The sequence below is a fragment of the Escherichia sp. S10b genome, assembly GCF_028421345.1.
Classification (GTDB): domain Bacteria; phylum Pseudomonadota; class Gammaproteobacteria; order Enterobacterales; family Enterobacteriaceae; genus ECMA0423.
The window spans coordinates 94,424-120,522 of the sequence record NZ_JAHZSO010000159.1 but is presented as its reverse complement, the minus strand read 5'-3'; the positions used below and the strand labels follow the sequence as shown (position 1 = coordinate 120,522).

23 protein-coding genes and 7 tRNA genes are annotated in these 26,099 nt (G+C 51.3%); 23 read left to right on the top strand and 7 right to left on the bottom strand.

Annotated elements, in window-relative coordinates:
* Positions 1 to 4 precede the first annotated feature (4 nt).
* Complete coding sequence (seqA, locus tag FTE26_RS10955; RefSeq protein WP_000848387.1) at positions 5 to 550, bottom strand: replication initiation negative regulator SeqA; 546 nt, start codon at positions 548 to 550, stop codon at positions 5 to 7.
* 184 nt (positions 551 to 734) lie between these two features.
* On the opposite strand from seqA, the gene ybfF reads away from it, so the two are divergent.
* The 5 genes from ybfF to fur all read left to right on the top strand — a co-directional run bounded on the left by ybfF (position 735) and on the right by fur (position 3,337).
* Entirely contained in the window at positions 735 to 1,499 is a 765-nt protein-coding gene (ybfF, locus tag FTE26_RS10950; RefSeq protein WP_000773272.1) for an esterase, read from the top strand.
* A 139-nt stretch (positions 1,500 to 1,638) separates the two neighbouring features.
* A complete protein-coding gene (ybfE, locus tag FTE26_RS10945) occupies positions 1,639 to 1,932 on the top strand; it encodes a LexA regulated protein (protein WP_001300829.1) in 294 nt (97 codons plus the stop codon).
* Positions 1,933 to 2,071: 139 nt separating this feature from the next.
* Entirely contained in the window at positions 2,072 to 2,602 is a 531-nt protein-coding gene (gene fldA, locus FTE26_RS10940; protein WP_001018618.1) for a flavodoxin FldA, read from the top strand.
* A 209-nt stretch (positions 2,603 to 2,811) separates the two neighbouring features.
* Entirely contained in the window at positions 2,812 to 2,898 is an 87-nt protein-coding gene (gene uof / locus FTE26_RS10935) for a fur leader peptide (protein ID WP_001406816.1), read from the top strand.
* On the top strand, positions 2,891 to 3,337 hold the full coding sequence (fur, locus tag FTE26_RS10930) for a ferric iron uptake transcriptional regulator (RefSeq protein WP_000131702.1): 447 nt from the start codon (positions 2,891 to 2,893) through the stop codon (positions 3,335 to 3,337). Before uof ends, fur begins: the two co-directional genes overlap by 8 nt.
* 83 nt (positions 3,338 to 3,420) lie before the next feature.
* Here fur and chiQ read toward each other — a convergent pair whose 3' ends face one another.
* From chiQ to glnS, 3 genes are all read right to left on the bottom strand, one after another.
* A complete protein-coding gene (gene chiQ / locus FTE26_RS10925) occupies positions 3,421 to 3,747 on the bottom strand; it encodes a ChiQ/YbfN family lipoprotein (protein WP_000733579.1) in 327 nt (108 codons plus the stop codon).
* Between the two features lie 49 nt (positions 3,748 to 3,796).
* Entirely contained in the window at positions 3,797 to 5,203 is a 1,407-nt protein-coding gene (gene chiP / locus FTE26_RS10920) for a chitoporin ChiP (protein WP_001258839.1), read from the bottom strand.
* Between the two features lie 445 nt (positions 5,204 to 5,648).
* Positions 5,649 to 7,313, bottom strand: a complete 1,665-nt coding sequence (gene glnS / locus FTE26_RS10915) for a glutamine--tRNA ligase (RefSeq protein ID WP_001287149.1) — start codon at positions 7,311 to 7,313, stop codon at positions 5,649 to 5,651.
* 110 nt (positions 7,314 to 7,423) lie between these two features.
* Here glnS and FTE26_RS10910 point away from each other — a divergent pair, with 110 nt between their 5' ends.
* Positions 7,424 to 7,546 (top strand): hypothetical protein, encoded by a 123-nt coding sequence (locus FTE26_RS10910; protein ID WP_000564618.1) that lies wholly within the window; start codon positions 7,424 to 7,426, stop codon positions 7,544 to 7,546.
* On the opposite strand, the gene nagE is transcribed toward FTE26_RS10910, so the two are convergent.
* Positions 7,516 to 9,462, bottom strand: a complete 1,947-nt coding sequence (gene nagE, locus FTE26_RS10905; RefSeq protein WP_001023104.1) for a PTS N-acetyl glucosamine transporter subunit IIABC — start codon at positions 9,460 to 9,462, stop codon at positions 7,516 to 7,518. The two genes, FTE26_RS10910 and nagE, sit on opposite strands and share 31 nt — an antisense overlap.
* A 332-nt stretch (positions 9,463 to 9,794) precedes the next feature.
* Between nagE and nagB the strand changes: the two genes are divergently transcribed.
* The 12 genes from nagB (at position 9,795) to FTE26_RS10845 (ending at position 16,836) form a co-directional block, all read left to right on the top strand.
* A complete protein-coding gene (gene nagB / locus FTE26_RS10900; RefSeq protein ID WP_001237072.1) occupies positions 9,795 to 10,595 on the top strand; it encodes a glucosamine-6-phosphate deaminase in 801 nt (266 codons plus the stop codon).
* Between the two features lie 58 nt (positions 10,596 to 10,653).
* On the top strand, positions 10,654 to 11,802 hold the full coding sequence (gene nagA, locus FTE26_RS10895) for an N-acetylglucosamine-6-phosphate deacetylase (RefSeq protein WP_000271143.1): 1,149 nt from the start codon (positions 10,654 to 10,656) through the stop codon (positions 11,800 to 11,802).
* Positions 11,803 to 11,810: 8 nt separating this feature from the next.
* On the top strand, positions 11,811 to 13,031 hold the full coding sequence (nagC, locus tag FTE26_RS10890) for a DNA-binding transcriptional regulator NagC (RefSeq protein ID WP_000187594.1): 1,221 nt from the start codon (positions 11,811 to 11,813) through the stop codon (positions 13,029 to 13,031).
* Between the two features lie 47 nt (positions 13,032 to 13,078).
* Positions 13,079 to 13,831 (top strand): ribonucleotide monophosphatase NagD, encoded by a 753-nt coding sequence (gene nagD, locus FTE26_RS10885; RefSeq protein ID WP_000153129.1) that lies wholly within the window; start codon positions 13,079 to 13,081, stop codon positions 13,829 to 13,831.
* 256 nt (positions 13,832 to 14,087) lie between these two features.
* On the top strand, positions 14,088 to 15,752 hold the full coding sequence (gene asnB, locus FTE26_RS10880; RefSeq protein WP_000337066.1) for an asparagine synthase B: 1,665 nt from the start codon (positions 14,088 to 14,090) through the stop codon (positions 15,750 to 15,752).
* Positions 15,753 to 16,132: 380 nt separating this feature from the next.
* Positions 16,133 to 16,209 (top strand) — tRNA-Met (locus tag FTE26_RS10875).
* A gap of 8 nt (positions 16,210 to 16,217) precedes the next feature.
* A tRNA-Leu gene (locus FTE26_RS10870) sits at positions 16,218 to 16,302 on the top strand.
* Positions 16,303 to 16,325: 23 nt separating this feature from the next.
* Positions 16,326 to 16,400, top strand: a tRNA-Gln gene (locus FTE26_RS10865).
* A 34-nt stretch (positions 16,401 to 16,434) separates the two neighbouring features.
* A tRNA-Gln gene (locus tag FTE26_RS10860) sits at positions 16,435 to 16,509 on the top strand.
* 15 nt (positions 16,510 to 16,524) lie between these two features.
* Positions 16,525 to 16,601, top strand: a tRNA-Met gene (locus FTE26_RS10855).
* Between the two features lie 48 nt (positions 16,602 to 16,649).
* Positions 16,650 to 16,724, top strand: a tRNA-Gln gene (locus FTE26_RS10850).
* A 37-nt stretch (positions 16,725 to 16,761) separates the two neighbouring features.
* A tRNA-Gln gene (locus FTE26_RS10845) sits at positions 16,762 to 16,836 on the top strand.
* 153 nt (positions 16,837 to 16,989) lie between these two features.
* On the opposite strand, the gene ubiF is transcribed toward FTE26_RS10845, so the two are convergent.
* A complete protein-coding gene (gene ubiF, locus FTE26_RS10840; RefSeq protein WP_000184573.1) occupies positions 16,990 to 18,165 on the bottom strand; it encodes a 3-demethoxyubiquinol 3-hydroxylase in 1,176 nt (391 codons plus the stop codon).
* A gap of 145 nt (positions 18,166 to 18,310) precedes the next feature.
* Between ubiF and miaB the strand changes: the two genes are divergently transcribed.
* The 5 genes from miaB (at position 18,311) to lnt (ending at position 23,923) form a co-directional block, all read left to right on the top strand.
* A complete protein-coding gene (miaB, locus tag FTE26_RS10835) occupies positions 18,311 to 19,735 on the top strand; it encodes a tRNA (N6-isopentenyl adenosine(37)-C2)-methylthiotransferase MiaB (protein ID WP_000162751.1) in 1,425 nt (474 codons plus the stop codon).
* 152 nt (positions 19,736 to 19,887) lie between these two features.
* Entirely contained in the window at positions 19,888 to 20,928 is a 1,041-nt protein-coding gene (locus tag FTE26_RS10830) for a PhoH family protein (RefSeq protein ID WP_001018040.1), read from the top strand.
* Positions 20,925 to 21,392, top strand: a complete 468-nt coding sequence (gene ybeY / locus FTE26_RS10825) for an rRNA maturation RNase YbeY (protein ID WP_000084469.1) — start codon at positions 20,925 to 20,927, stop codon at positions 21,390 to 21,392. Before FTE26_RS10830 ends, ybeY begins: the two co-directional genes overlap by 4 nt.
* A gap of 89 nt (positions 21,393 to 21,481) precedes the next feature.
* Positions 21,482 to 22,360, top strand: coding sequence for a CNNM family magnesium/cobalt transport protein CorC (corC, locus tag FTE26_RS10820; protein WP_001278605.1), 879 nt, complete (start codon positions 21,482 to 21,484; stop codon positions 22,358 to 22,360).
* A 24-nt stretch (positions 22,361 to 22,384) separates the two neighbouring features.
* On the top strand, positions 22,385 to 23,923 hold the full coding sequence (lnt, locus tag FTE26_RS10815) for an apolipoprotein N-acyltransferase (protein WP_000853052.1): 1,539 nt from the start codon (positions 22,385 to 22,387) through the stop codon (positions 23,921 to 23,923).
* A 77-nt stretch (positions 23,924 to 24,000) separates the two neighbouring features.
* Here the strand turns inward: lnt and FTE26_RS10810 are convergent, their stop codons facing one another.
* The gene (locus tag FTE26_RS10810) at positions 24,001 to 25,878 is read right to left on the bottom strand and encodes a rhomboid family intramembrane serine protease (protein WP_001276738.1); all 1,878 of its coding nucleotides are present in this window, start codon (positions 25,876 to 25,878) and stop codon (positions 24,001 to 24,003) included.
* Between the last annotated feature and the right edge of the window lie 221 nt (positions 25,879 to 26,099).

The following is a 26,099-nucleotide window of genomic DNA, read 5'->3' as shown; positions in this document are numbered from 1 at the left end:
CGTTTTAGATAGTTCCGCAAACCTTCTCAATCAATTCCGCCGGGAATTGCATCGACTGCATGATGTGTTCGATCATGCTGCATTTACGGCCGGTGTTGGTGTTGGTGATCACCCAATACGGCGTGCCTGGCACATGTTTCGGCTTGGTCTGATTACCATTTTTCAGCAGCGTTTGTTCATCTGCCGCAAAGTAAACGCGTGTACGACCGTGCAACGATTCCGTTGCTTCGGCAAACGCCTGGGCGTCAAGAGAATATAGTGTAGACAACAGCAGCATAAAGCGATTGACCGCTCGCTTTTGCTCTGCGTATTCATCCGAAAGCAGAAGTTCACGCATTGCGCGAACCTTGTCTTTAATCGTTTTGACCGGCTTCGCTTCGACGATAGCAGGTGACGCAACGCGAACCTCTTTCGTCACCGGAGCAGCAGGCTGTGATGCGGCGGAAAATTTCAACATACGCCGTAAAATGTCGGATGCGCTCTCGCCGATATGCTTAGTGTGGCTGGCAATATAGCTGTAGAGTTCATCATCAACTTCAATCGTTTTCATCTTAATCCAGTGCAGTGTCTTAGCTGAATACAAGTCGCCAGGAGTATATGAATAAATCCCGGCAGCGGATAGCGTCAAGCCTGGCTTGCAGAAAAACTCGGAATAAACCTTATTTGTTGCAGCCCTGTGGCACAATGGTCAACATAATACCCTAACCCGACAACGCGAAAAAAAGAACTTTGCCATGAAATTGAATATCCGCGCGCAAACTGCACAAAACCAGCACAATAATTCTCCCATCGTTCTTGTCCATGGTCTGTTTGGTAGCCTCGACAACCTTGGCGTACTGGCTCGCGATCTGGTAAACGATCACAATATCATCCAGGTTGATATGCGTAACCACGGTCTTTCACCGAGAGATCCGGTAATGAATTACCCGGCGATGGCGCAGGATCTTGTTGATACTTTGGATGCACTGCAGATCGACAAAGCAACATTTATCGGTCACTCCATGGGCGGTAAAGCGGTAATGGCACTTACTGCACTGGCCCCCGATCGCATCGATAAACTGGTGGCGATCGATATCGCACCGGTCGACTATCACGTACGCCGTCATGATGAGATTTTCGCGGCTATCAACGCGGTCAGTGAATCGGACGCACAAACTCGCCAGCAAGCAGCAGCAATAATGCGCCAGCATCTTAATGAAGAAGGGGTGATTCAGTTTCTGTTGAAATCTTTTGTTGACGGGGAGTGGCGCTTTAACGTGCCGGTATTGTGGGATCAGTATCCGCATATTGTGGGTTGGGAGAAAATCCCGGCATGGGATCACCCTGCCCTGTTTATCCCTGGCGGCAATTCTCCGTATGTTAGCGAGCAGTACCGTGATGATTTACTGGCACAATTTCCACAGGCACGGGCGCATGTGATTGCAGGCGCGGGTCACTGGGTCCATGCTGAAAAACCGGATGCGGTATTACGCGCTATCCGTCGCTATCTCAATGATTAACGCAACTGATTAAAAACCCAGCGTCCGCGTCGCTTTCCGCGCGTGGGCGTTGGCGTGACTCATCGCGCTGATGTATTATGGCGCGCTATCCATCCGGGCAGAGGCCTGGCTGATTGTTTCCCCCGAAGTCACCAAGATCATGGCCAAAGAACAAACGGACCGTACGACATTAGATCTGTTCGCGCACGAGCGTCGACCGGGACGACCGAAAACTAATCCGCTTTCGCGCGATGAACAGCTGCGTATTAATAAACGCAACCAGCTAAAACGCGACAAAGTACGTGGCCTTAAGCGTGTCGAACTGAAGCTGAACGCGGAAGCTGTCGAGGCGCTGAACGAGCTGGCGGAGTCGCGCAATATGAGCCGTAGCGAACTGATCGAAGAGATGTTAATGCAGCAACTGGCGGCGCTGCGTAGTCAGGGCATCGTTTAAATTTCCACTTTCATGTAGCACAGTGTGCAGTCCTGCTCGTTTGCTGATTCCGCAAGACTGCCTGTTCTGCTATGATTGCCTTTATCCGTGGGCAATTTTCCACCCCCATTTCAATAAGTTTCAAGAGGTTATTTCACTCATGGCTATCACTGGCATCTTTTTCGGCAGCGACACCGGTAATACCGAAAATATCGCAAAAATGATTCAAAAACAGCTTGGTAAAGACGTTGCCGATGTCCATGACATTGCAAAAAGCAGCAAAGAAGATCTGGAAGCTTATGACATTCTGCTGCTGGGCATCCCAACCTGGTATTACGGCGAAGCGCAGTGTGACTGGGATGACTTCTTCCCGACTCTCGAAGAGATTGATTTCAACGGCAAACTGGTTGCGCTGTTTGGTTGTGGTGACCAGGAAGATTACGCCGAATATTTCTGCGACGCATTGGGCACCATCCGCGACATCATTGAACCGCGCGGTGCAACCATCGTTGGTCACTGGCCAACTGCGGGCTATCATTTCGAAGCATCAAAAGGTCTGGCAGATGACGACCACTTTGTCGGTCTGGCTATCGACGAAGACCGTCAGCCGGAACTGACCGCTGAACGTGTAGAAAAATGGGTTAAACAGATTTCTGAAGAGTTGCATCTCGACGAAATTCTTAATGCCTGATGTGATGCGGCGTAGACTCATGTCTACGCCGTATTAATAGATAATGCCAATCAAAATAATTGCTACAAATTTGTAACTTTTGCTGTTGTACCTGTACAATGTCCCGGTGTTCAAGTGGCCTTGCCGTTGTAAATGTAAGCTGTGCCACGTTTTTATTAACAATATTTGCCAGGGACTTGTGGTTTTCATTTAGGCGTGGCAATTCTATAATGATACGCATTATCTCAAGAGCAAATTCTGTCACTTCTTCTAATGAAGTGAACCGCTTAGTAACAGGACAGATTCCGCATGACTGATAACAATACCGCCCTAAAGAAAGCTGGCCTGAAAGTAACGCTTCCACGTTTAAAAATCCTGGAAGTTCTTCAGGAGCCGGACAACCATCACGTCAGTGCGGAAGATTTATACAAACGTCTGATAGATATGGGTGAAGAAATTGGTCTGGCTACGGTATATCGCGTACTGAACCAGTTTGACGACGCTGGTATCGTCACCCGCCACAATTTTGAAGGCGGTAAATCCGTATTTGAACTGACACAGCAACATCACCACGATCACCTGATTTGCCTCGACTGCGGCAAGGTTATCGAATTTAGTGATGATTCCATCGAAGCGCGTCAGCGTGAAATTGCCGCAAAACATGGCATTCGCCTGACTAACCACAGTCTCTATCTTTACGGTCACTGTGCCGAAGGCGATTGCCGCGAAGATGAGCACGCGCACGAAGGCAAATAAGCCAGCCTGAACGAGAAAAGCCAACCTGCGGGTTGGCTTTTTTATACAAGGGAAATAAGAAAAGCGAGAGTTACAGCTCTCACTTATTTGTTATTACTGCGTATTTCCTGCCAGACCTTATCACAATCGGCTTTCACCGCCTGATCATTTCCGGTTTGCGTTGCACGCAGACACTGCTGATAATCCAGTACGCGTACACTTTCCTGGTCGGCAAACTGCTGATGTTGTTTCTCTTTCTTCAGCACGTTTAACACGCTCTGGCAGGCTTCAATTTTTTCTGGCGAACCTTGTGCGGTGTTGATACAGGCGCTGTATGCCTCTTTCAGACGACTGTCTTCCTGTGGCGCGGTTGATTGCGCACAAGCTACCAGCCCCGATGCCATTATGGCGATGAGAATCAGTTTTTTCATAGCAAATTCCTCAAACGTGCGGCAGGCACAAAACCTGCCGCGTCGGGCATCAGAAGATGGTGAATGGTGCGATTACCATAAATTTCACGTCACGCTCATCCTGGAAGATGTTACCGTAACCGCCGCCCCAGCTTGGGATGTCAGAGTGGTTGTCGTATTCGGTGAAGTGCAGTTTGAACATCGTGCCTTTGGCGCGACCGTCCTGAATGGTGTAGACCGCATCCAGGCTGTAGGCAGACTCTTCAATAGTCCGGTTTTTGTCGTAGTACGCATCCGGATTGCTCTGCCAGGTCGCAGGTTTAGCATCCCATGCGTAAACGTAGGAAGCGCCGATGGCGAAGCCTGGAAGATTCCAGTTTTTCAGGTCATACATCGCACCGAAGAAGACCGCTTTTTCGCCGTTGGCGTTGAAGTCGGAACGGTTATCCCACCAGATATCCAGGCGGCCGTTGGAGGAAGCGTAGGTTGGAGTCATACGTTGCAGGAAGTATCCCTGCTGACCGTCAGCCTTAACCCAGGTGCCTTCGAGGCGCAAATCCACTACGTCAGCCGCCCGGTAACCAAAGGTCAACGCTTGCAGCCAGGCGGTGCCGTCATAAAGGTCGTTGACGCTGCGATCGTCAACTTTATCGCGCGTACCATAGAACTGGTAGCTGGTGGTTAACGGGCTACCGGCGATATCAAATTTGTAGCTGGCTTTGGCAAAATATTGATCGATATACCCTTCCGCCTGACCAAATGCCGCTTCCAGTACGAAGTTATTTTTGAAGTCGTATTTCGCCCCAAGGGAGTGCAGATAATCAACTTTGGTGGTTTTATCGTTCTGATAAAACTCATCCATTTCCAGATGCCACGGCGCTTTGTATTCGTTGGTCCACATGTAGGAGAAACTCAACGCACCAGCATCGCCGTAATCAAAATTCGCCCCGGCTTCCGCCCCCTGATAAGTACCTGGCATAAAGCTCCAGTGCGGCGCTAACAGCGTTTGACCAGTTGGCTGAATGTAACCTGCCCTCGCCCAAACCGGACCGTATTTAAATTTGGCCGCAGCTTTATACAGGCTTATACCGCTTTTGTCGCCGGACCAGTCTTCGTCATAGGCTTTATTACTTTTTGAAAACGCGATTTCGTTCGGGTGGGAGCTGTCGCCGTTTTCCGCCATTTCAATCGCCGTAAACGCAGCAATATCAAGGCCGAACATATCAGCAGCATAACCGGACTGAAAATCGAGGTTGGCATTCCAGGTGGAGTGAGAAAGGTTGGTTTTGTATTTGTCGCCGTCGGTAACATCTTTACGGTCGCGTTCACGCTGCCAGTAATATATACCGCCGGTTAAGGTTGAATCGTCGATGAATCCTTCGGCGCGAGCCTCCGGCATTGCCATAAAGCCCGACATTGCTGTAACACCGGCGATAGCCAGCGCCAGCGTACTACGTTTGCCACTAAACGTACGCATGGGTTAATCCTCTTTGACGTATAAATTGCTGCACCAAAGGTGAACAGCGAAAAAATAAAAATTAAAAAAGTAGCGTTGAGAAAAGTCTCGCTGACTACAGGAACAGACTATTTTTCGCGACGCGAATTATCAATCTCTTTCTGTAACCAGAATGTAAGAACATGAGCAACCGCACATATTTTGATGATTTTTGTTACAAGGCTTAAGTTTGCGGTTGAAAGGCTTGCAGAAGAATAAAAGCGTGAATTTCCAGCAAGATGAAAGCGGTTACATTTTATTTAATTATGGTTTGTGATTTTAAATTTATTTTATGGATAAATTGCGAAGCGGAATTAATTCGCGAAGAAAAGCAGAAAAAACGCCGCAGAGTGCGGCGTTTGGGATTGTTTGCTATTTCTTGCCGGATGCGACGTAAATGCCTCACCCGGCCTGGTAGAACTTAAAATTACTCGCCTACTTTCGCCCAGGTATCACGCAGCCCAACGGTGCGGTTAAATACCGGTTTTTCCGCTGTGGAATGGCGGCTGTCGAGGCAGAAGTAACCTTCACGCTCAAACTGGAATGCTTTACCCGCAACCGCATCTTTCAGCGACGGTTCAGCAAAGCCCTGTTTGATCACCAGCGATTCCGGGTTAATCACCGACAGGAAATCATCCGCAGCACCAGGGTTCGGCACGCTGAACAGACGGTCGTACAGACGGATTTCAACCGGCAGCGCATGTGCCGCGCTCACCCAGTGAATAACACCTTTGACTTTACGACCATCTGCCGGATCTTTGCTTAAGGTGTCGGCGTCATAAGTACAGAAGATGGTGGTGATATTGCCTTCGGCATCTTTCTCCACGCGTTCTGCCTTAATGACGTAAGCATTACGCAGACGCACTTCTTTACCCAGCACCAGACGTTTGTACTGCTTGTTAGCTTCTTCGCGGAAATCGGCGCGATCGATCCAAATCTCACCGCTAAACGGCACCTGGCGGCTACCCATTTCCGGTTTGTTCGGATGGTTCGGCATGGTAACCATTTCGCCTTCGCCCTGATAGTTTTCGATAACCAGTTTCACCGGATCGATAACCGCCATTGCGCGCGGCGCATTTTCGTTGAGATCTTCACGGATGCAGGATTCCAGCGATGCCATCTCAATGGTGTTGTCCTGCTTGGTCACGCCGATGCGTTTGCAGAACTCACGAATAGAAGCAGCAGTGTAACCACGACGACGCAGACCGGAAATGGTCGGCATACGCGGGTCATCCCAGCCTTCAACGTGCTTGTCGGCCACCAGCAGGTTCAGCTTACGCTTGGACATCACAGTGTATTCCAGATTCAGGCGCGAGAATTCGTACTGGCGCGGGTGAACAGGAATGGTGATGTTGTCCAGCACCCAGTCGTACAGGCGACGGTTGTCCTGGAACTCAAGCGTACACAGAGAGTGCGTAATACCTTCCAGGGCATCGCTGATGCAGTGGGTGAAGTCGTACATCGGGTAGATGCACCACTTGTTGCCAGTCTGGTGGTGTTCAGCAAATTTAATACGGTACAGCACCGGATCGCGCATCACGATAAACGGTGAAGCCATGTCGATTTTCGCACGCAGGCAGGCTTTACCTTCTTCAAAATCACCGGCACGCATTTTTTCGAACAGCGCCAGGTTCTCTTCAACGCTGCGGTCGCGGTACGGGCTGTTTTTACCCGGTTGCGTCAGGGTGCCGCGGTATTCGCGGATCTGTTCCGGCGTCAGTTCATCAACGTACGCCAGGCCTTTATTGATCAGTTCGATCGCATAGGCGTGGAGCTGATCAAAATAATCGGAGGAGTAACGGACGTTACCAGACCAGTGAAAACCTAACCACTCTACGTCGTTTTTGATCGACTCAACATACTCGATATCTTCTTTTACCGGGTTAGTGTCGTCGAAACGCAGGTTGCACTGGCCTTTATAGTCCTGGGCGATCCCGAAGTTCAGGCAGATAGATTTCGCATGGCCAATATGCAGATAGCCATTCGGCTCCGGCGGGAAACGGGTGTGTACTGTGGTGTGCTTACCACTGGCCAGATCTTCATCGATGATCTGACGGATAAAGTTAGTCGGGCGGGCTTCTGCCTCACTCATCGTGGATTCCTCAAAGCGTAAACAACGTATAACGGCGTATGATCTTATAAGCGGGACAGGCTGACAACTGTTAGTTTTTTAAAATTGATAATCTAACAAGGATTATGGGGATGATTGATGAAAAAAAAAGCGGCAAAGAAGATCTCCACCGCTTGTCATTGTTGGATGCGACGCTCAAGCGTCGCATCAGGCATAAAGCAGATTACTTTTTGATTTCATACAGCGGTGTTTGACCCGCCACAACATGGCCCTGAGCTTTAATGATCAAGCCACTGAAATCGTCGATATTGCTGCAAACCACCGGGCTAATCATCGAGCGGGCGTTAGCGTTCAGGTAATCCAGATCCATTTCCAGAATCGGTTGCCCTGCGCTTACCTGCGCACCCTCTTCCACCAGACGTTTAAAGCCTTTACCTTCCAGCGCTACGGTGTCGATACCCATATGGACGACGATCTCCGCGCCTTTTTCGGTTTCCAGGCAGAACGCGTGGTTGGTGTTGAAGATTTTCACGATTGTCCCTGCGGCTGGTGATACGACGATTTTATCTGTCGGTTTCACCGCCACACCGTCACCCACCGCTTTGCTGGCGAATGCTTCGTCAGGAACCTGATCCAGTGCCACGACATCACCGGTAATCGGCGATACCAGCTCCGCGATAGATACCGCGTTTGGTACAGCCTGCGGTTTTGCTACAGGCGCGGCAGTTGCCGGAGTTGCTTCAGCTGACGCAGCGGCTACCGGACCACGGGCAACGACTTTCTTCATCGCATCGCCGATGGATTCTGCTTTCGCGCCAACAATCACCTGAATAGTCTGTTTGTTCAGTTTCACTACACCAGAAGCACCCAGACGTTTACACATCGTATCGTTGACGCGGGCAGAGTCAGCCACGGTCAGGCGCAGACGGGTGATACAGGCGTCAATTGCTTTCAGGTTGTCAGTGCCGCCAACCGCAGCAATATAGTTGGTCGCCAGTTGATTGAGGCCTTCTTCAGTGTTGCTGTTGGCTTCTTCAGTAACGATCTCGTCTTCTTTATCTTCACGACCCGGCGTTTTCAGGTTGAACATGCGGATAACCAAACTGAACACCACGAAGTAGATAGCGAAGAAGACAACACCCATAACCAGCAGCATCCAGACGTTCTGGCTGGCGGCCGGCAGGTTATACATCAACGCGTAGTCGATAGCCCCCGCAGAGAAAGAGAAGCCAGCATGGATACCCAGCAGTGTTGCCACAAACAGGCTGATACCGGTCAGCAGTGCGTGCAGGAGGTACAGCAGCGGTGCAAGGAACATGAACAGGAATTCCAGCGGCTCAGTCACACCGGTCAGGAACGCAGTAACAGCAACAGAAAGCAGCATCCCGCCAACCATCGGACGACGCTCTTTCGGTGCTGCGAAGTACATCGCCAGCGCCGCACCCGGCAGACCGAACATCATAATCGGGAAGAAGCCGGACATGAACATCCCCGCGGTGCCGTCACCGGCATAGAAGCGGTTGATATCACCGTGGAAAACCGTACCCGCCGCGTTGGTGAATTCACCAATCTGGAACCAGGCGATGGTGTTCAGCACCTGATGCAGACCGGTTGGGATCAGCAGACGGTTGATGAAACCAAAGATACCGGAACCCAGCGCGCCCGCAGAAACGATCCACTCGCCTCCTGCATGGATAGCGTGCTGTACCGGCGGCCAGACGTAACCAAAAATGGCCGCCAGCACCAGGCAGAAGAAGCCGGTGGCAATCGGCACAAAGCGTTTGCCGCCGAAGAAACTCAGGAAGTCCGGCAGTTTAATATCGGACCAACGGTTATAGGCTGCGCCACCAACCAGACCGGTAATGATACCCGCCAGTACACCCATGTTAATTTCTGGGTTGATGGTCACCATCGCTTTGGTTAACACAAAGTAACCTACCGCACCCGCCAGCGCCGCCGCACCTGCGCTGTCTTTCGACCAGCTGGATGCCACACCGATGGCGAAGATTAATGCGAGGTTATCAAAAATCGCACCGCCCGCCTGGGCAATAAACGCAACGTTAAGTAAATCTGGCTGACCGAATCGCAGCAACAGTGCCGCCACCGGCAGCACCGCGATAGGGAGCTGTAACGCCCTACCGAGTCGCTGGAAAAAACCTAAAATATTCATCTTATTCCCCCTACGAGAACCCTATTTGGCTCGTTTAAAGCCGTATTTTTATTTTGCTGCAAATTGTACTGCCGATGTTCTGTAATCAGATTGTTAGATCATCTGCTACAGAGTGTGTGAAAATTTAATTCGTATCGCAAATTAAACGCGTGTCTTTTGTGAGTTTTGTCACCAAATATCGTTATCATCACTCCCTTTTACTGGCTAAAGCAGAAAACTTATTTTATCATTCAAAAAATCAGGTCGGATTGACGCCTGTCTGCGCAAATCCAGGTTACGCTTAAAGATGCCTAATCCGCCAACGGCTTACATTTTACTTATTGAGGTGAATAATGAGACTGATCCCCCTGACTACCGCTGAACAGGTCGGCAAATGGGCTGCTCGCCATATCGTCAATCGTATCAATGCGTTCAAACCGACTGCCGATCGTCCGTTTGTTCTGGGCCTGCCGACTGGCGGCACGCCGATGACCACCTATAAAGCGTTAGTCGAAATGCATAAAGCAGGCCAGGTCAGCTTTAAGCACGTTGTCACCTTCAACATGGACGAATATGTCGGTCTGCCGAAAGAGCATCCGGAAAGCTACTACAGCTTTATGCACCGTAATTTCTTCGATCACGTTGATATTCCAGCAGAAAACATCAACCTTCTCAACGGCAACGCCCCGGATATCGACGCCGAATGCCGCCAGTATGAAGAAAAAATCCGTTCTTACGGAAAAATTCATCTGTTTATGGGCGGTGTAGGTAACGACGGTCATATTGCATTTAACGAACCGGCGTCTTCACTGGCTTCTCGTACTCGTATCAAAACCTTGACTCATGACACTCGCGTCGCGAACTCTCGTTTCTTTGATAACGATGTCAATCAGGTGCCAAAATATGCCCTGACTGTCGGTGTTGGTACATTGCTGGATGCCGAAGAAGTGATGATTCTGGTGCTGGGTAGCCAGAAAGCACTGGCACTGCAGGCTGCAGTTGAAGGTTGCGTGAACCACATGTGGACCATCAGCTGTCTGCAACTGCATCCAAAAGCGATCATGGTGTGCGATGAACCTTCCACCATGGAGCTGAAAGTTAAGACTTTAAGATATTTCAATGAATTAGAAGCAGAAAATATCAAAGGTCTGTAATTGTTATCCCTGCCCTGGCTCCTTGCTCAGGGCAATATTTTTAAAATCGGGGGTCAGAATGTATGCATTAACCCAGGGCCGGATCTTTACCGGCCACGAATTTCTTGATGACCACGCGGTTGTTATCGCTGATGGCCTGATTAAAAGCGTCTGTCCGGTAGCGGAACTGCCGCCAGAGATCGAACAACGTTCACTGAAAGGGGCCATTCTCTCCCCCGGTTTTATCGATGTGCAGTTAAACGGCTGCGGCGGCGTACAGTTTAACGACACCGCTGAAGCGGTCAGCGTGGAAACGCTGGAAATCATGCAGAAAGCCAATGAGAAATCAGGCTGTACTAACTATCTGCCGACGCTTATCACCACCAGCGATGAGCTGATGAAACAGGGCGTGCGCGTTATGCGCGAGTACCTGGCAAAACATCCGAATCAGGCGTTAGGTCTGCATCTGGAAGGTCCGTGGCTGAATCTGGTAAAAAAAGGCACCCATAATCCGAATTTTGTGCGTAAGCCTGATGCCGCGCTGGTCGATTTCCTGTGTGAAAACGCCGACGTCATTACCAAAGTGACCCTGGCACCGGAAATGGTTCCTGCGGAAGTCATCAGCAAACTGGCAAATGCCGGGATTGTGGTTTCTGCCGGTCACTCCAACGCGACGTTGAAAGAAGCAAAAGCCGGTTTCCGCGCGGGGATTACCTTTGCCACCCATCTGTACAACGCGATGCCGTATATTACCGGTCGTGAACCGGGCCTGGCGGGCGCGATCCTCGACGAAGCTGACATTTATTGCGGTATTATCGCTGATGGCCTGCATGTTGATTACGCCAACATTCGTAACGCTAAACGCCTTAAAGGCGACAAACTGTGTCTGGTTACCGACGCCACCGCGCCAGCAGGTGCCAACATTGAACAGTTCATTTTTGCGGGTAAAACAATATACTACCGTAACGGACTTTGTGTGGATGAGAACGGTACGTTAAGCGGTTCATCCTTAACCATGATTGAAGGCGTGCGTAATCTGGTCGAACATTGCGGTATCGCACTGGATGAAGTGCTGCGTATGGCGACGCTCTATCCGGCGCGTGCGATTGGCGTTGAGAAACGTCTCGGCACACTCGCCGCAGGTAAAGTAGCCAACCTGACCGCATTCACACCTGATTTTAAAATCACCAAGACCATCGTTAACGGTAACGAGGTCGTAACTCAATAAGAGAAAGTATGACACCAGGCGGACAAGCTCAGATAGGTAATGTTGATCTCGTAAAACAGCTTAACAGCGCGGCGGTTTATCGCCTGATTGACCAGTACGGGCCAATCTCGCGGATTCAGATTGCCGAGCAAAGCCAGCTTGCCCCCGCCAGCGTAACCAAAATTACGCGTCAGCTTATCGAACGCGGGCTGATCAAAGAAGTTGATCAGCAGGCCTCCACCGGGGGCCGCCGCGCTATCTCCATCGTCACCGAAACCCGCAATTTCCACGCAATCGGCGTACGGCTTGGTCGTCACGACGCCACCATCACCCTGTTTGATCTCAGCAGCAAAGTGCTGGCAGAAGAACATTACCCGCTGCCGGAACGTACCCAGCAAACGCTGGAACATGCCCTGTTGAATGCCATTGCTCAGTTTATTGATAGCTACCAGCGCAAACTGCGCGAGCTGATCGCGATTTCGGTGATCCTGCCAGGGCTTGTTGACCCGGACAGCGGCAAAATTCATTACATGCCGCATATTCAGGTAGAAAACTGGGGGCTGGTAGAAGCTCTGGAAGAACGTTTTAAAGTGACCTGTTTCGTTGGTCACGATATCCGTAGTCTGGCGCTGGCGGAGCACTACTTCGGTGCAAGTCAGGATTGCGAAGACTCCATTTTAGTGCGTGTCCATCGCGGAACCGGGGCCGGAATCATCTCTAACGGGCGCATTTTTATTGGCCGCAACGGCAACGTCGGTGAAATTGGCCATATTCAGGTCGAACCGCTGGGTGAACGCTGCCACTGCGGCAACTTTGGCTGCCTGGAAACTATCGCCGCCAACGCTGCCATTGAACAACGGGTGTTGAATCTGTTAAAGCAGGGCTACCAGAGCCGCGTGCCGCTGGACGACTGCACCATCAAAACTATCTGCAAAGCCGCGAACAAAGGCGATAGTCTGGCGTCGGAAGTAATTGAGTATGTCGGTCGTCATCTGGGTAAAACCATCGCCATTGCTATCAACTTATTTAATCCGCAAAAAATTGTTATTGCCGGTGAAATCACCGAAGCCGATAAAGTGCTGCTCCCTGCTATTGAAAGCTGCATTAATACCCAGGCGCTGAAGGCGTTTCGCACTAATCTGCCGGTGGTACGTTCTGAGCTGGATCACCGCTCGGCAATCGGCGCTTTTGCGCTGGTAAAACGCGCCATGCTCAACGGTATTTTGCTCCAGCATTTGCTGGAAAATTAATGTGCTTTTATAGTGGCGCTTATTGTTGTCAATATTCTGGGTAGTCCATGACCATTAAAAATGTAATTTGCGATATCGACGGCGTGCTGATGCACGATAACGTCGCCGTACCGGGTGCAGCGGAATTTTTGCACGGGATTATGGATAAAGGCCTGCCGCTGGTGTTGCTGACCAACTATCCTTCGCAGACTGGGCAAGATCTGGCGAACCGCTTTGCCACCGCAGGTGTCGATGTACCTGACAGCGTGTTTTATACCTCTGCGATGGCGACTGCCGATTTCCTGCGTCGCCAGGAAGGCAAGAAAGCATATGTGGTGGGCGAAGGCGCACTGATTCATGAACTGTACAAAGCCGGTTTCACTATTACCGATGTGAACCCTGATTTCGTGATTGTTGGCGAAACGCGTTCCTACAACTGGGACATGATGCATAAAGCAGCCTATTTCGTCGCTAACGGTGCACGTTTTATCGCCACCAATCCGGACACCCACGGGCGCGGTTTTTATCCCGCTTGTGGCGCGTTGTGTGCAGGGATTGAGAAAATCTCCGGGCGCAAACCGTTCTATGTTGGTAAGCCCAGCCCGTGGATCATCCGCGCAGCATTAAACAAAATGCAGGCGCATTCGGAAGAAACGGTGATTGTCGGCGATAACTTGCGCACCGACATTCTGGCGGGCTTCCAGGCAGGTCTGGAAACGATTCTGGTGCTTTCTGGTGTTTCATCGCTCGACGATATCGACAGTATGCCGTTCCGCCCAAGCTGGATTTACCCGTCAGTCGCTGAAATCGACGTTATCTGAATAGCAACCACGTCTGCGGACGTGGTTTCTTATTTTTACCCATCATTAAAATCATCCCATTCAATAAAACCCGTCAAAAATTATCGATTCATCAATAAATATATCCTCACACCAGACCTTTTTTCACCAATCGACAATCACCATTACGTTTTTTATTTTTTCACCGCCAAATCGCTTGCGCACAGTGCTGCTTTGCGGCATTTTTTTAAACAAGCAAACACAACAAGCAACAAATACCAGGTTAACGGAGAAGGTTATGTGTTCAATTTTTGGCGTATTCGATATCAAAACAGACGCAGTTGAGCTGCGTAAGAAAGCACTCGAGCTGTCACGCCTGATGCGTCATCGTGGCCCGGACTGGTCCGGTATTTATGCCAGCGATAACGCCATTCTCGCCCACGAACGTCTGTCAATTGTTGACGTTAACGCGGGGGCGCAACCTCTCTACAACCAACAAAAAACTCATGTGCTGGCGGTAAACGGTGAAATCTACAACCACCAGGCACTGCGCGCCGAATATGGCGATCGTTATCAGTTCCAGACCGGATCTGACTGCGAAGTGATCCTCGCGCTGTATCAGGAAAAAGGGCCGGAATTTCTCGACGACTTGCAGGGCATGTTTGCCTTTGCCCTGTACGACAGCGAAAAAGATGCATATCTGATTGGTCGCGACCATCTGGGGATCATCCCACTGTATATGGGCTATGACGAGCACGGTCAGCTGTATGTGGCCTCAGAAATGAAAGCCCTGGTGCCAGTTTGCCGCACGATTAAAGAGTTCCCGGCGGGGAGCTATTTGTGGAGTCAGGACGGCGAAATCCGTTCTTATTATCATCGCGACTGGTTCGACTTTGATGCAGTGAAAGATAACGTGACCGACAAAAACGAGCTGCGTCAGGCACTGGAAGATTCCGTTAAAAGCCATCTGATGTCTGACGTTCCTTACGGTGTGCTGCTCTCGGGTGGTCTGGATTCCTCAATTATTTCCGCGATCACCAAGAAATACGCCGCCCGTCGCGTGGAAGATCAGGAACGCTCTGAAGCCTGGTGGCCGCAATTACACTCCTTTGCTGTAGGTCTGCCGGGTTCACCGGATCTGAAAGCAGCCCAGGAAGTGGCAAACCATCTGGGCACGGTGCATCACGAAATTCACTTCACTGTACAGGAAGGTCTGGATGCCATCCGCGACGTGATTTACCACATCGAAACCTATGATGTGACAACTATTCGCGCTTCAACACCGATGTATTTAATGTCGCGTAAGATCAAGGCAATGGGCATTAAAATGGTGCTGTCCGGTGAAGGTTCTGATGAAGTGTTTGGCGGTTATCTTTACTTCCACAAAGCACCGAATGCCAAAGAACTGCATGAAGAGACGGTGCGTAAACTGCTGGCCCTGCATATGTATGACTGCGCGCGCGCCAACAAAGCGATGTCAGCCTGGGGCGTGGAAGCACGCGTTCCGTTCCTCGACAAAAAATTCCTTGATGTGGCGATGCGCATTAACCCGCAGGATAAAATGTGCGGTAACGGCAAAATGGAAAAACACATCCTGCGTGAATGTTTTGAGTCATACCTGCCCGCAAGCGTGGCCTGGCGGCAGAAAGAGCAGTTCTCCGATGGCGTCGGTTACAGTTGGATCGACACCCTGAAAGAAGTGGCGGCGCAGCAGGTTTCTGATCAGCAACTGGAAACTGCCCGCTTCCGCTTCCCGTACAACACGCCAACCTCAAAAGAAGCGTATCTGTACCGGGAGATCTTTGAAGAACTGTTCCCGCTTCCGAGCGCCGCTGAGTGCGTGCCTGGCGGTCCTTCCGTCGCGTGTTCTTCCGCTAAAGCGATTGAGTGGGATGAGGCGTTCAAGAAAATGGACGATCCGTCTGGTCGTGCGGTTGGCGTTCACCAGTCGGCGTATAAGTAAGAAATGCGAAACAGCCCCGGTGAAATCCGGGGCTGTTTCAGTTATTGAGGTGCTTGTTAATTCTGATATGCAGTAAGGAAATGTTCCGGGTTTGCCACATCACTGTTTGACAACTCATCACTGTAGGCCAGTATTTCATAGATTAATTTCCCACCACTATTGTTGAATTCCGAATTTCATCCTGTACGACAAAAGAATGGCTGTAGGGTGGGGAAAAAACACAAAGTAAACAATAATTGACGAATATAGCGCCACGCTGTTCGCAACCTAACCAAACAGTCACTTTCGAGCAATTTTCCTTGAAAAAGAGGTTGACGCTGCAAGGCTCTATACGCATAATGCGCCCCGCAACGCCGATAAGGTATCGCGAAAAAAAAGATGGCTACGTAGCTCAGTTGGTTAGAGCACATCACTCATAATGATGGGGTCACAGGTTCGAATCCCGTCGTAGCCACCATCTTTTTTGCGGGAGTGGCGAAATTGGTAGACGCACCAGATTTAGGTTCTGGCGCCGCAAGGTGTGCGAGTTCAAGTCTCGCCTCCCGCACCATTCACCAGAAAGCGTTGTACGGATGGGGTATCGCCAAGCGGTAAGGCACCGGTTTTTGATACCGGCATTCCCTGGTTCGAATCCAGGTACCCCAGCCATCTTCTTCGAGTAAGCGGTTCACCGCCCGGTTATTGGGGTATCGCCAAGCGGTAAGGCACCGGTTTTTGATACCGGCATTCCCTGGTTCGAATCCAGGTACCCCAGCCATCGAAGAAACAATCTGGCTACGTAGCTCAGTTGGTTAGAGCACATCACTCATAATGATGGGGTCACAGGTTCGAATCCCGTCGTAGCCACCAAATTCTGAATGTGTCGAATACGTTCGGCAAATTCAAAAACCAATTTGTTGGGGTATCGCCAAGCGGTAAGGCACCGGATTCTGATTCCGGCATTCCGAGGTTCGAATCCTCGTACCCCAGCCAATTTATTCAAGACGCTTACATCGTAAGTGCGCCCAGTTGGGGTATCGCCAAGCGGTAAGGCACCGGATTCTGATTCCGGCATTCCGAGGTTCGAATCCTCGTACCCCAGCCACATTAAAAAAGCTCGCTTCGGCGAGCTTTTTGCTTTTCTGCGTTCATTCAATGTCGAATGCGATGTTGACACGTCTTATCCTTCAATGTCGGATGCGACGCTGCCGCGTCTTATCCGACCTACGGTTGGCACGCATCCGGCAATGTTGTAAGGCTACAACCCTAACGCATATTTCAGCGCCTGACGTTTCAACACGCCAGCACGCTCTGCCGCCATTAACCCGAGATTACGCACAAAACGCAGCGGCGGCAGATTATTACTGAATCCGGCATAAAACAGATCCATACCACTTTGCATAATGAAGTTATCCGCCATGCGCCGCATCTGGTAACGCTTGAGGACAGGATAACTGGCCCACGCTTCACCGTAGCTGCGGGCATTCACCAGAACATCAATCAGGGCATCGACATCACGATAACCAAGATTCACCCCCTGCCCCGCCAGCGGATGGATGGTATGCGCGGCATCGCCCACCAGCGCAAGCCCCGGCTGCACATACTGCAACGCATGTCGGCGCGTCAGCGGAAACGCACCAGCGGCAAGCGGTGTAACGTAACCCAGACGCGACGGGAAATGCTTCGCGATTTCCGCCTGGAGTTGCGCCATATTCATATTCTGCAACTGGCGAATACGTACCGGAGAGTCATACCACACCAGCGATGCCCAGTTATCAAACAACGGCAGAAACGCACGCGGTCCGTCCGGGGTAAATTGCTGCCAGGTGCTGTCGCCGGGATCGTTCTCACACTGTACGCTAATCAACATACACGACTGCGCATACTGCCAGGCATGAACGCCAATTCCCGCCATCTGCCGCACCTGCGAATTTGCGCCGTCAGCACCAATCACCAGCTTCGCGCGAATCACTTCACCGCCCTTCAGTTCCAGCTCCTGAAGATCATTATCTCGATGTAATGCAATCAGCGAGCCTGGCACACGTAACGTTACTTTCGGATGAGCTTCCAGCGCCTGCCACAATGCCTGTTGCAGGACGGTGTTTTCCACCATATAGCCAAGCAGCGGCAGCTTAAGTTCAGCGGCGTCAAACATCACATGCGCCGTTTCCCACTCCCACGTTTCCAGTCTGCGGTAAGGATGGCAACGCATAGCCTGTACTGCATCCCAGACCCCTAACCCTTTAAGCAATGATACCGATGCGGCGCTGATCGCCGAGATCCGCACGTCCGGTTGGCTATCAGCGACAAACGGTGCAGGTTCTGCGTGCTCGATCACCGTTACCGAAAATCCGTGCTGTGCCAGCCCCAGCGCCAGTGCGCCGCCGACCATTCCTCCGCCGACAATGGCAATTTCCGTTGGTTGATTTGTCATGGTCAATCATCCTGTTAGCAATATGCTTTAAGTTTACAGGATTTTTACCCCCAAGGGCTGATAACGCTCATACTGGTCACAACGGCAGCAAAGCATTACACTATGCGCCCTGCATTCCTGGCTACTATTTCGCAAGAGCAAGTCGATGACCAAAAAACTCCATATTAAAACCTGGGGCTGTCAGATGAACGAGTACGATTCATCGAAGATGGCCGATCTGCTGGATGCCACCCACGGCTATCAACTGACCGACGTGGCGGAAGAAGCGGATGTGCTGCTGCTGAACACCTGCTCAATCCGCGAGAAGGCTCAGGAAAAAGTCTTCCATCAGTTGGGTCGCTGGAAACTGTTAAAAGAGAAGAATCCAGACCTGATTATCGGCGTCGGTGGCTGCGTGGCATCGCAAGAAGGCGAGCACATTCGCCAGCGCGCCCACTATGTCGATATTATTTTTGGGCCGCAAACGCTGCACCGTCTGCCGGAGATGATCAACTCCGTGCGCGGCTACCGCAGCCCGGTTGTAGATATCAGCTTCCCGGAAATCGAGAAGTTTGACCGTCTACCGGAACCGCGCGCCGAAGGGCCGACCGCGTTTGTCTCCATCATGGAAGGCTGCAATAAATATTGTACCTACTGCGTGGTGCCTTACACCCGTGGTGAAGAGGTAAGCCGTCCGTCTGACGATATTCTGTTTGAGATTGCCCAGCTTGCTGCTCAGGGCGTGCGTGAAGTCAACCTGCTCGGTCAGAACGTGAACGCCTGGCGTGGTGAAAACTACGACGGCACCACCGGATCGTTTGCCGATCTGCTGCGTCTGGTTGCTGCGATCGACGGGATCGATCGTATTCGCTTTACCACCAGCCATCCGATCGAATTCACCGACGATATCATCGAAGTGTACCGCGACACGCCTGAGCTGGTGAGCTTCCTGCATCTGCCGGTACAAAGCGGTTCCGATCGCATTCTGAACCTGATGGGCCGTACTCACACGGCGCTGGAGTACAAAGCGATCATCCGTAAACTGCGTGCGGCGCGTCCGGATATTCAGATCAGTTCTGACTTCATTGTTGGCTTCCCTGGCGAAACCACCGAAGACTTCGAGAAAACGATGAAGCTGATTGCCGACGTCAATTTCGACATGAGCTACAGCTTTATCTTCTCTGCACGTCCGGGGACGCCCGCCGCCGATATGGTGGATGATGTTCCGGAAGAAGAGAAGAAGCAGCGTCTGTATATTCTGCAAGAGCGCATTAATCAGCAAGCGATGGCGTGGAGCCGCCGGATGCTCGGCACCACCCAGCGTATTCTGGTAGAAGGTACATCGCGTAAGAGCATCATGGAGCTTTCCGGGCGTACGGAAAATAACCGCGTGGTCAACTTCGAAGGCACGCCGGATATGATCGGTAAATTCGTCGATGTAGAAATTACCGACGTCTACCCGAACTCTCTGCGCGGTAAAGTGGTGCGAACTGAAGATGAAATGGGTCTGCGCATGGCAGAAACACCGGAGTCGGTGATTGCCCGCACCCGCAAAGAAAACGACCTTGGCGTGGGTTATTATCAGCCGTAATTCTCAGGCCTGCCGTTCCGGTGGGCCTTGTTTTTTCTCTCTTTATCCCCATCTTTATCGCAATGCTTGCGCCTTTTTCCTGTGGCGTGAATAATTTCCTTATAGGCCGGTGAATGTTCAGCTTCCGGCGGCATACAGATAAGAGGAACGGTTTGAACATAGACACTCGCGAAATCACCCTGGAGCCAGCAGACAACGCGCGTCTGTTGAGCCTGTGCGGCCCGTTTGATGACAACATCAAGCAGCTCGAACGCCGTCTCGGCATCGAGATCAATCGCCGCGATAACCACTTTAAACTGACCGGCCGTCCGATTTGCGTCACCGCTGCGGCAGACATTCTGCGTAGCCTGTATGTCGATACAGCCCCGATGCGCGGTCAGATTCAGGATATCGAACCGGAACAGATCCACCTTGCGATTAAAGAAGCGCGAGTACTAGAGCAAAGTGCGGAGAGCGTGCCGGAGTACGGCAAAGCGGTCAATATCAAAACCAAACGCGGCGTAATTAAGCCGCGCACGCCAAACCAGGCGCAGTACATCGCCAATATTCTCGACCATGACATTACCTTCGGCGTTGGCCCGGCGGGTACGGGTAAAACCTACCTGGCAGTGGCTGCGGCAGTTGATGCCCTGGAGCGTCAGGAGATTCGCCGTATTCTGCTGACTCGTCCGGCGGTCGAAGCCGGTGAGAAACTGGGCTTCCTGCCTGGCGATTTAAGCCAGAAAGTAGACCCGTATCTGCGCCCGCTGTACGACGCGCTGTTTGAAATGCTGGGCTTTGAGAAAGTTGAGAAACTGATTGAGCGCAACGTTATTGAAGTCGCGCCGCTGGCCTATATGCGTGGTCGTACGCTGAACGACGCGTTTATCATTCTCGATGAGAGCCAGAACACCACCATCGAACAGATGAAGATGTTCCTGACCCGTATCGGTTTTAACTCAAAAGCGGTTATCACCGGCGACGTCACACAGATCGACCTGCCGCGTAATACTAAATCAGGCTTACGTCACGCCATCGAAGTGCTGGCCGATGTCGAAGAGATCAGCTTTAACTTCTTCCACAGCGAAGACGTGGTTCGTCACCCTGTGGTGGCACGTATCGTTAACGCCTATGAAGCCTGGGAAGAAGCCGAACAAAAACGAAAAGCGGCGCTGGCGGCAGAACGCAAGCGCGAAGAACAGGAACAAAAATGAGTCAGGTGATCCTCGATTTACAACTGGCATGTGAAGATAATTCCGGGTTACCGGAAGAGAGCCAGTTTCAAACATGGCTGAATGCGGTGATCCCGCAGTTTCAGGAAGAATCGGAAGTGACTATTCGCGTGGTCGATACCGCCGAAAGCCACAGTCTGAATCTGACCTATCGCGGTAAGGATAAGCCGACCAACGTGCTCTCCTTCCCGTTTGAAGTGCCGCCTGGCATGGAAATGTCGCTACTGGGCGATCTGGTTATCTGCCGTCAGGTGGTTGAGAAGGAAGCTCAGGAGCAAGGCAAACCACTGGAGGCGCACTGGGCGCATATGGTGGTGCACGGCAGTCTGCATTTGTTAGGTTACGATCACATCGAAGATGACGAAGCAGAAGAAATGGAAGCCCTCGAAACAGAGATTATGCTTGCTCTGGGCTATGAGGATCCGTACATTGCCGAGAAAGAATAATTTGCCAGGCATTTGACTGGCAGACGTCCCCGCCGTTGGTGATTAACGACGGCGTTTTGATTAACTAACATGAGAACCCATACGACGCCATGAGCGACGACAATTCACACAGTAGTGACACGATAAGCAACAAGAAGGGATTTTTCTCCCTGTTACTCAGCCAACTTTTCCACGGTGAACCGAAAAACCGTGACGAACTGCTGGCGCTGATCCGTGATTCCGGGCAGAACGACCTTATCGACGAAGATACGCGCGATATGCTCGAAGGGGTGATGGACATCGCAGACCAACGCGTTCGCGACATCATGATCCCCCGCTCCCAGATGATTACCCTGAAACGCAACCAGACGCTGGACGAATGCCTTGATGTCATCATCGAGTCCGCCCACTCACGTTTCCCGGTGATTAGCGAAGACAAAGATCACATTGAAGGGATTCTGATGGCGAAAGACTTGCTGCCGTTTATGCGCAGCGATGCTGAAGCCTTCAGCATGGACAAAGTGTTACGTCAGGCGGTTGTCGTTCCTGAAAGTAAGCGCGTAGACCGGATGCTGAAAGAGTTTCGCTCTCAGCGTTACCACATGGCGATCGTTATTGACGAATTCGGTGGGGTTTCCGGTCTGGTGACCATTGAAGACATCCTGGAACTAATTGTTGGTGAGATTGAAGACGAGTATGACGAAGAAGATGATATCGACTTCCGTCAGCTGAGTCGTCATACCTGGACCGTGCGCGCACTGGCTTCCATTGAAGACTTCAACGAAGCGTTCGGCACCCACTTTAGCGATGAAGAGGTTGACACTATCGGTGGTCTGGTGATGCAGGCATTTGGGCATCTTCCGGCGCGTGGCGAAACTATCGACATCGACGGTTACCAGTTCAAAGTGGCGATGGCCGACAGTCGGCGTATTATTCAGGTTCATGTCAAAATCCCGGATGACTCACCCCAGCCGAAGCTGGATGAATAAAACCGAAACTGGATAGATAACTACATGGCTTTTGCCTCATTAATTGAACGCCAGCGCATTCGCCTGCTGCTGGCGTTATTATTCGGTGCCTGCGGAACGCTGGCCTTCTCTCCTTACGATGTCTGGCCTGCGGCGATTATTTCGCTGATGGGGCTTCAGGCGTTGACCTTTAACCGTCGCCCACTCCAGTCTGCCGCTATTGGCTTTTGCTGGGGATTTGGCCTCTTTGGCAGCGGTATTAACTGGGTCTATGTCAGCATCGCGACCTTTGGCGGGATGCCTGGCCCGGTTAACATCTTCCTGGTGGTGCTGCTGGCGGCGTATTTGTCGCTGTATACCGGACTGTTTGCTGGCGTGCTGTCGCGTCTGTGGCCGAAAACCACCTGGCTGCGCGTGGCGATTGCCGCCCCTTCTCTCTGGCAAGTGACCGAGTTTCTGCGCGGTTGGGTACTGACAGGCTTCCCGTGGTTACAGTTCGGCTATAGCCAGATTGATGGCCCGTTAAAAGGGCTGGCACCGATAATGGGCGTGGAAGCCATTAACTTCCTGCTGATGATGGTTAGTGGCCTGCTGGCACTGGCGTTGGTCAAACGCAACTGGCGTCCGCTGGTGGTGGCCGTCGTGCTGTTTGCCCTACCCTTCCCGCTGCGTTACATCCAATGGTTTACCCCACAACCGGAGAAAACCATTCAGGTTTCGATGGTTCAGGGCGATATTCCGCAATCACTGAAATGGGATGGAGATCAGCTTCTTAATACGCTGAAGATTTACTACAACGCAACGGCTCCGCTGATGGGCAAATCATCGTTGATTATCTGGCCGGAGTCGGCGATAACCGATCTGGAAATTAATCAGCAACCGTTCCTCAAAGCACTGGACGGTGAGTTGCGCGATAAAGGTAGCTCGCTGGTAACCGGGATTGTCGACGCGCGTCTCAATAAGCAGAACCGCTACGATACCTACAACACCATCATCACACTGGGTAAAGGTGCACCGTACAGCTACGAATCAGCCGATCGCTATAACAAAAACCATCTGGTGCCGTTTGGCGAGTTTGTCCCGCTGGAGTCGATTCTGCGTCCGTTAGCACCGTTCTTTGATCTGCCGATGTCGTCGTTCAGCCGTGGGCCATATATCCAGCCGCCGCTGTCGGTAAATGGTATTGAGCTTACTGCGGCTATTTGCTACGAGATCATTCTCGGCGAGCAAGTGCGCGATAACTTCCGCCCGGATACCGACTATCTGCTGACTATCTCCAACGATGCGTGGTTTGGTAAGTCTATTGGTCCATGGCAGCACTTCCAGATGGCGCGAATGCGTGCGCTGGAGCTGGCGCGCCCACTGTTGCGCAGCACCAACAACGGCATTACGGCGGTGATTGGCCCGCAGGGGGAGGTTCAGGCGATGATCCCGCAGTTCACCCGCGAGGTGTTAACCACTAACGTGACGCCGACCACCGGACTCACACCATACGCACGTACCGGCAACTGGCCGCTGTGGGTGCTGACGGCACTGTTTGGTTTTGCCGCTGTGCTGATGAGTCTGCGAGCACGTAAACGTTGATGTGCCTGATGTATCCTGCATGAGCAAAACGTACTTTCTCATTGAGCTTTGGGGCATGGTTATCATGCCCCTTTTTCTTACGGTTCAGGGATACAAGCCACATTGCCATATTGGGGATGACGAATAATTGCCTGCGGATCAAGCGAGCGCGTCCTGTCCAGTTGGATCAACCCGTTCTTCGCCATAACAAATATTTTTCTACCATCCGCTGAAAAACGAAGGTGATTAACGTAGCTGGCAGGATAAACGCCAATAATCTGCCCGGCATTAATATTGAGCAGGATGACATAACCTTGCAGGCCATATGACACCAACGCTAAATACTGACCGTCCGGGCTAATACCCTCAACGGAATAAACGCTCCTGCTACACCATTGCGTCATAATGCTGGCTTGTTGATCCCCTACGCTTATACGTGTAATCCCCTGGCTGTCGGCAAAAATTACATCCCCGTTTTCAGGTCGAAAACGCATCGCCGATATCGTTCCTCGCGCATCACTAGCCGGATAGCTTTCTTTCTGATGCGTGATGGTATTGATGCGTACAATGTCACCTCTGACCATACCGGGTATCAACAATATTTTTTCATCCGGGGAAAGAGCCATAACCCAGGCACCAGGTTTATTACTCGTCCCCGTCCCGTCGTATTTCTCCAGCGGGATATCCGCCACATGCTGATAAGTCACCAGATCAATCGCTGACACACTATTACTGGTGCGATTCATCACCCAGGCTTTTGTGCCATCACGCGAGAGGATAAGGCTGTCAGGATGTGCACCGGTGGTAATCGACTGAATAATCTCCCCTGTCGCCACGTTAATGACCGATAACGCATTCGCTTCAAATGAAGTCGCATAAATCAACTTTTCATCCGGGCTTAATGCCAGCGATCTGACGCCCTGATCTTTACAGCCACCACAATGTTTGACTGACTTTTCTTTCGCTATGGGCGCTGTAAAGGTATGCAGGATTTTCTTTTGTCCGAGGTCGAAAACAACAATGCTGTTGGTGTTTTCAATTGCGGCATACAACGTATTACCATCCCGACTGATCGCCATATCATGGATATCGGCAATCTCAGCGAGTAAATCACCACTGGCCTGTTCACGACTTACCGGAGCGGATAATGTTTCCCTGAGGGCGTTGCGTTCCTCCGCTAACTGTTGTTTTTTTTGTCGTCGCTCTTGTTCAATCTCCTGCGGATAAAACGCTTCACGCAGGCTTTGCCTGACCTGTAAAACTGACTCATCCATCTGCTGCTGCGCAAGCCAGATAGCCCCGGTCAGAAGAAGACTGCCCGCAACAATAATCCCGCCTTCCGTAACGAGTCGGTTTTGCCCAGATAAACACGCGCTCAGCCAACCCAACGCGCCACCCGCAATCAGGCCGCCAATGTGGCAAGCGTTATCTATTCCTGTTTGCCGGGCACCGTACAACAGTGTCAGCGCCACCATACCCAACAGAGGAAATACTCGCCGCTGGTTTTTATGGTGTGTGCCCGCACCTGAAGCAAGCTGTGTTGCTATCGCAGCGCCAGCTATTCCCATAATTGCCCCGGACGCCCCAACGCTGATGACTATCTGCTCACTTTCGCGTAACGCATAACAGGCGCTGATTAGCCCACCAAAGACGCCAGAGAATAGCCAGACAATCAGGAGTCGCCATTTCCCCAGAATACGTTCCACCACTCCCCCCACCACCAGGAGTGCAAACATATTCATCAGCAAATGAGAAACACTGCTGTGCAGAAAGACACTGCTCAATAAGCGCCAGGATTCACCCGACAACGTGAGAGAAGCAACGTTAGCACCGAGATGGATGAGTGCGGATTGATCGACTTCTTCATAACTCATCCATTGTGCGAAGTAACAAAATATCCCAACACAGAGCGCAAAAAGGATAAGGGTTATTGCGGGTAATTGAACATTTAACGGCTTAACCGAAGATGCAGACATAAGGTGATTCTTCCTTGAATAGACAGGTAAAAAGCATTTTTCCCGTGTGCAGTTATCATCCCGGCAAACGTCCCAAGCCGAAAAGATAACTCTGTCCGAAATATGACTTTTTCAGCCTAAAATTACAATCGTAATTAATTCACCCCTAAGTATTTTTTGGCATGTAAGTTGCTTTATTTACTGTGTAAGCGATGAAATCAGCCGCGACGCAACCAGGTTGC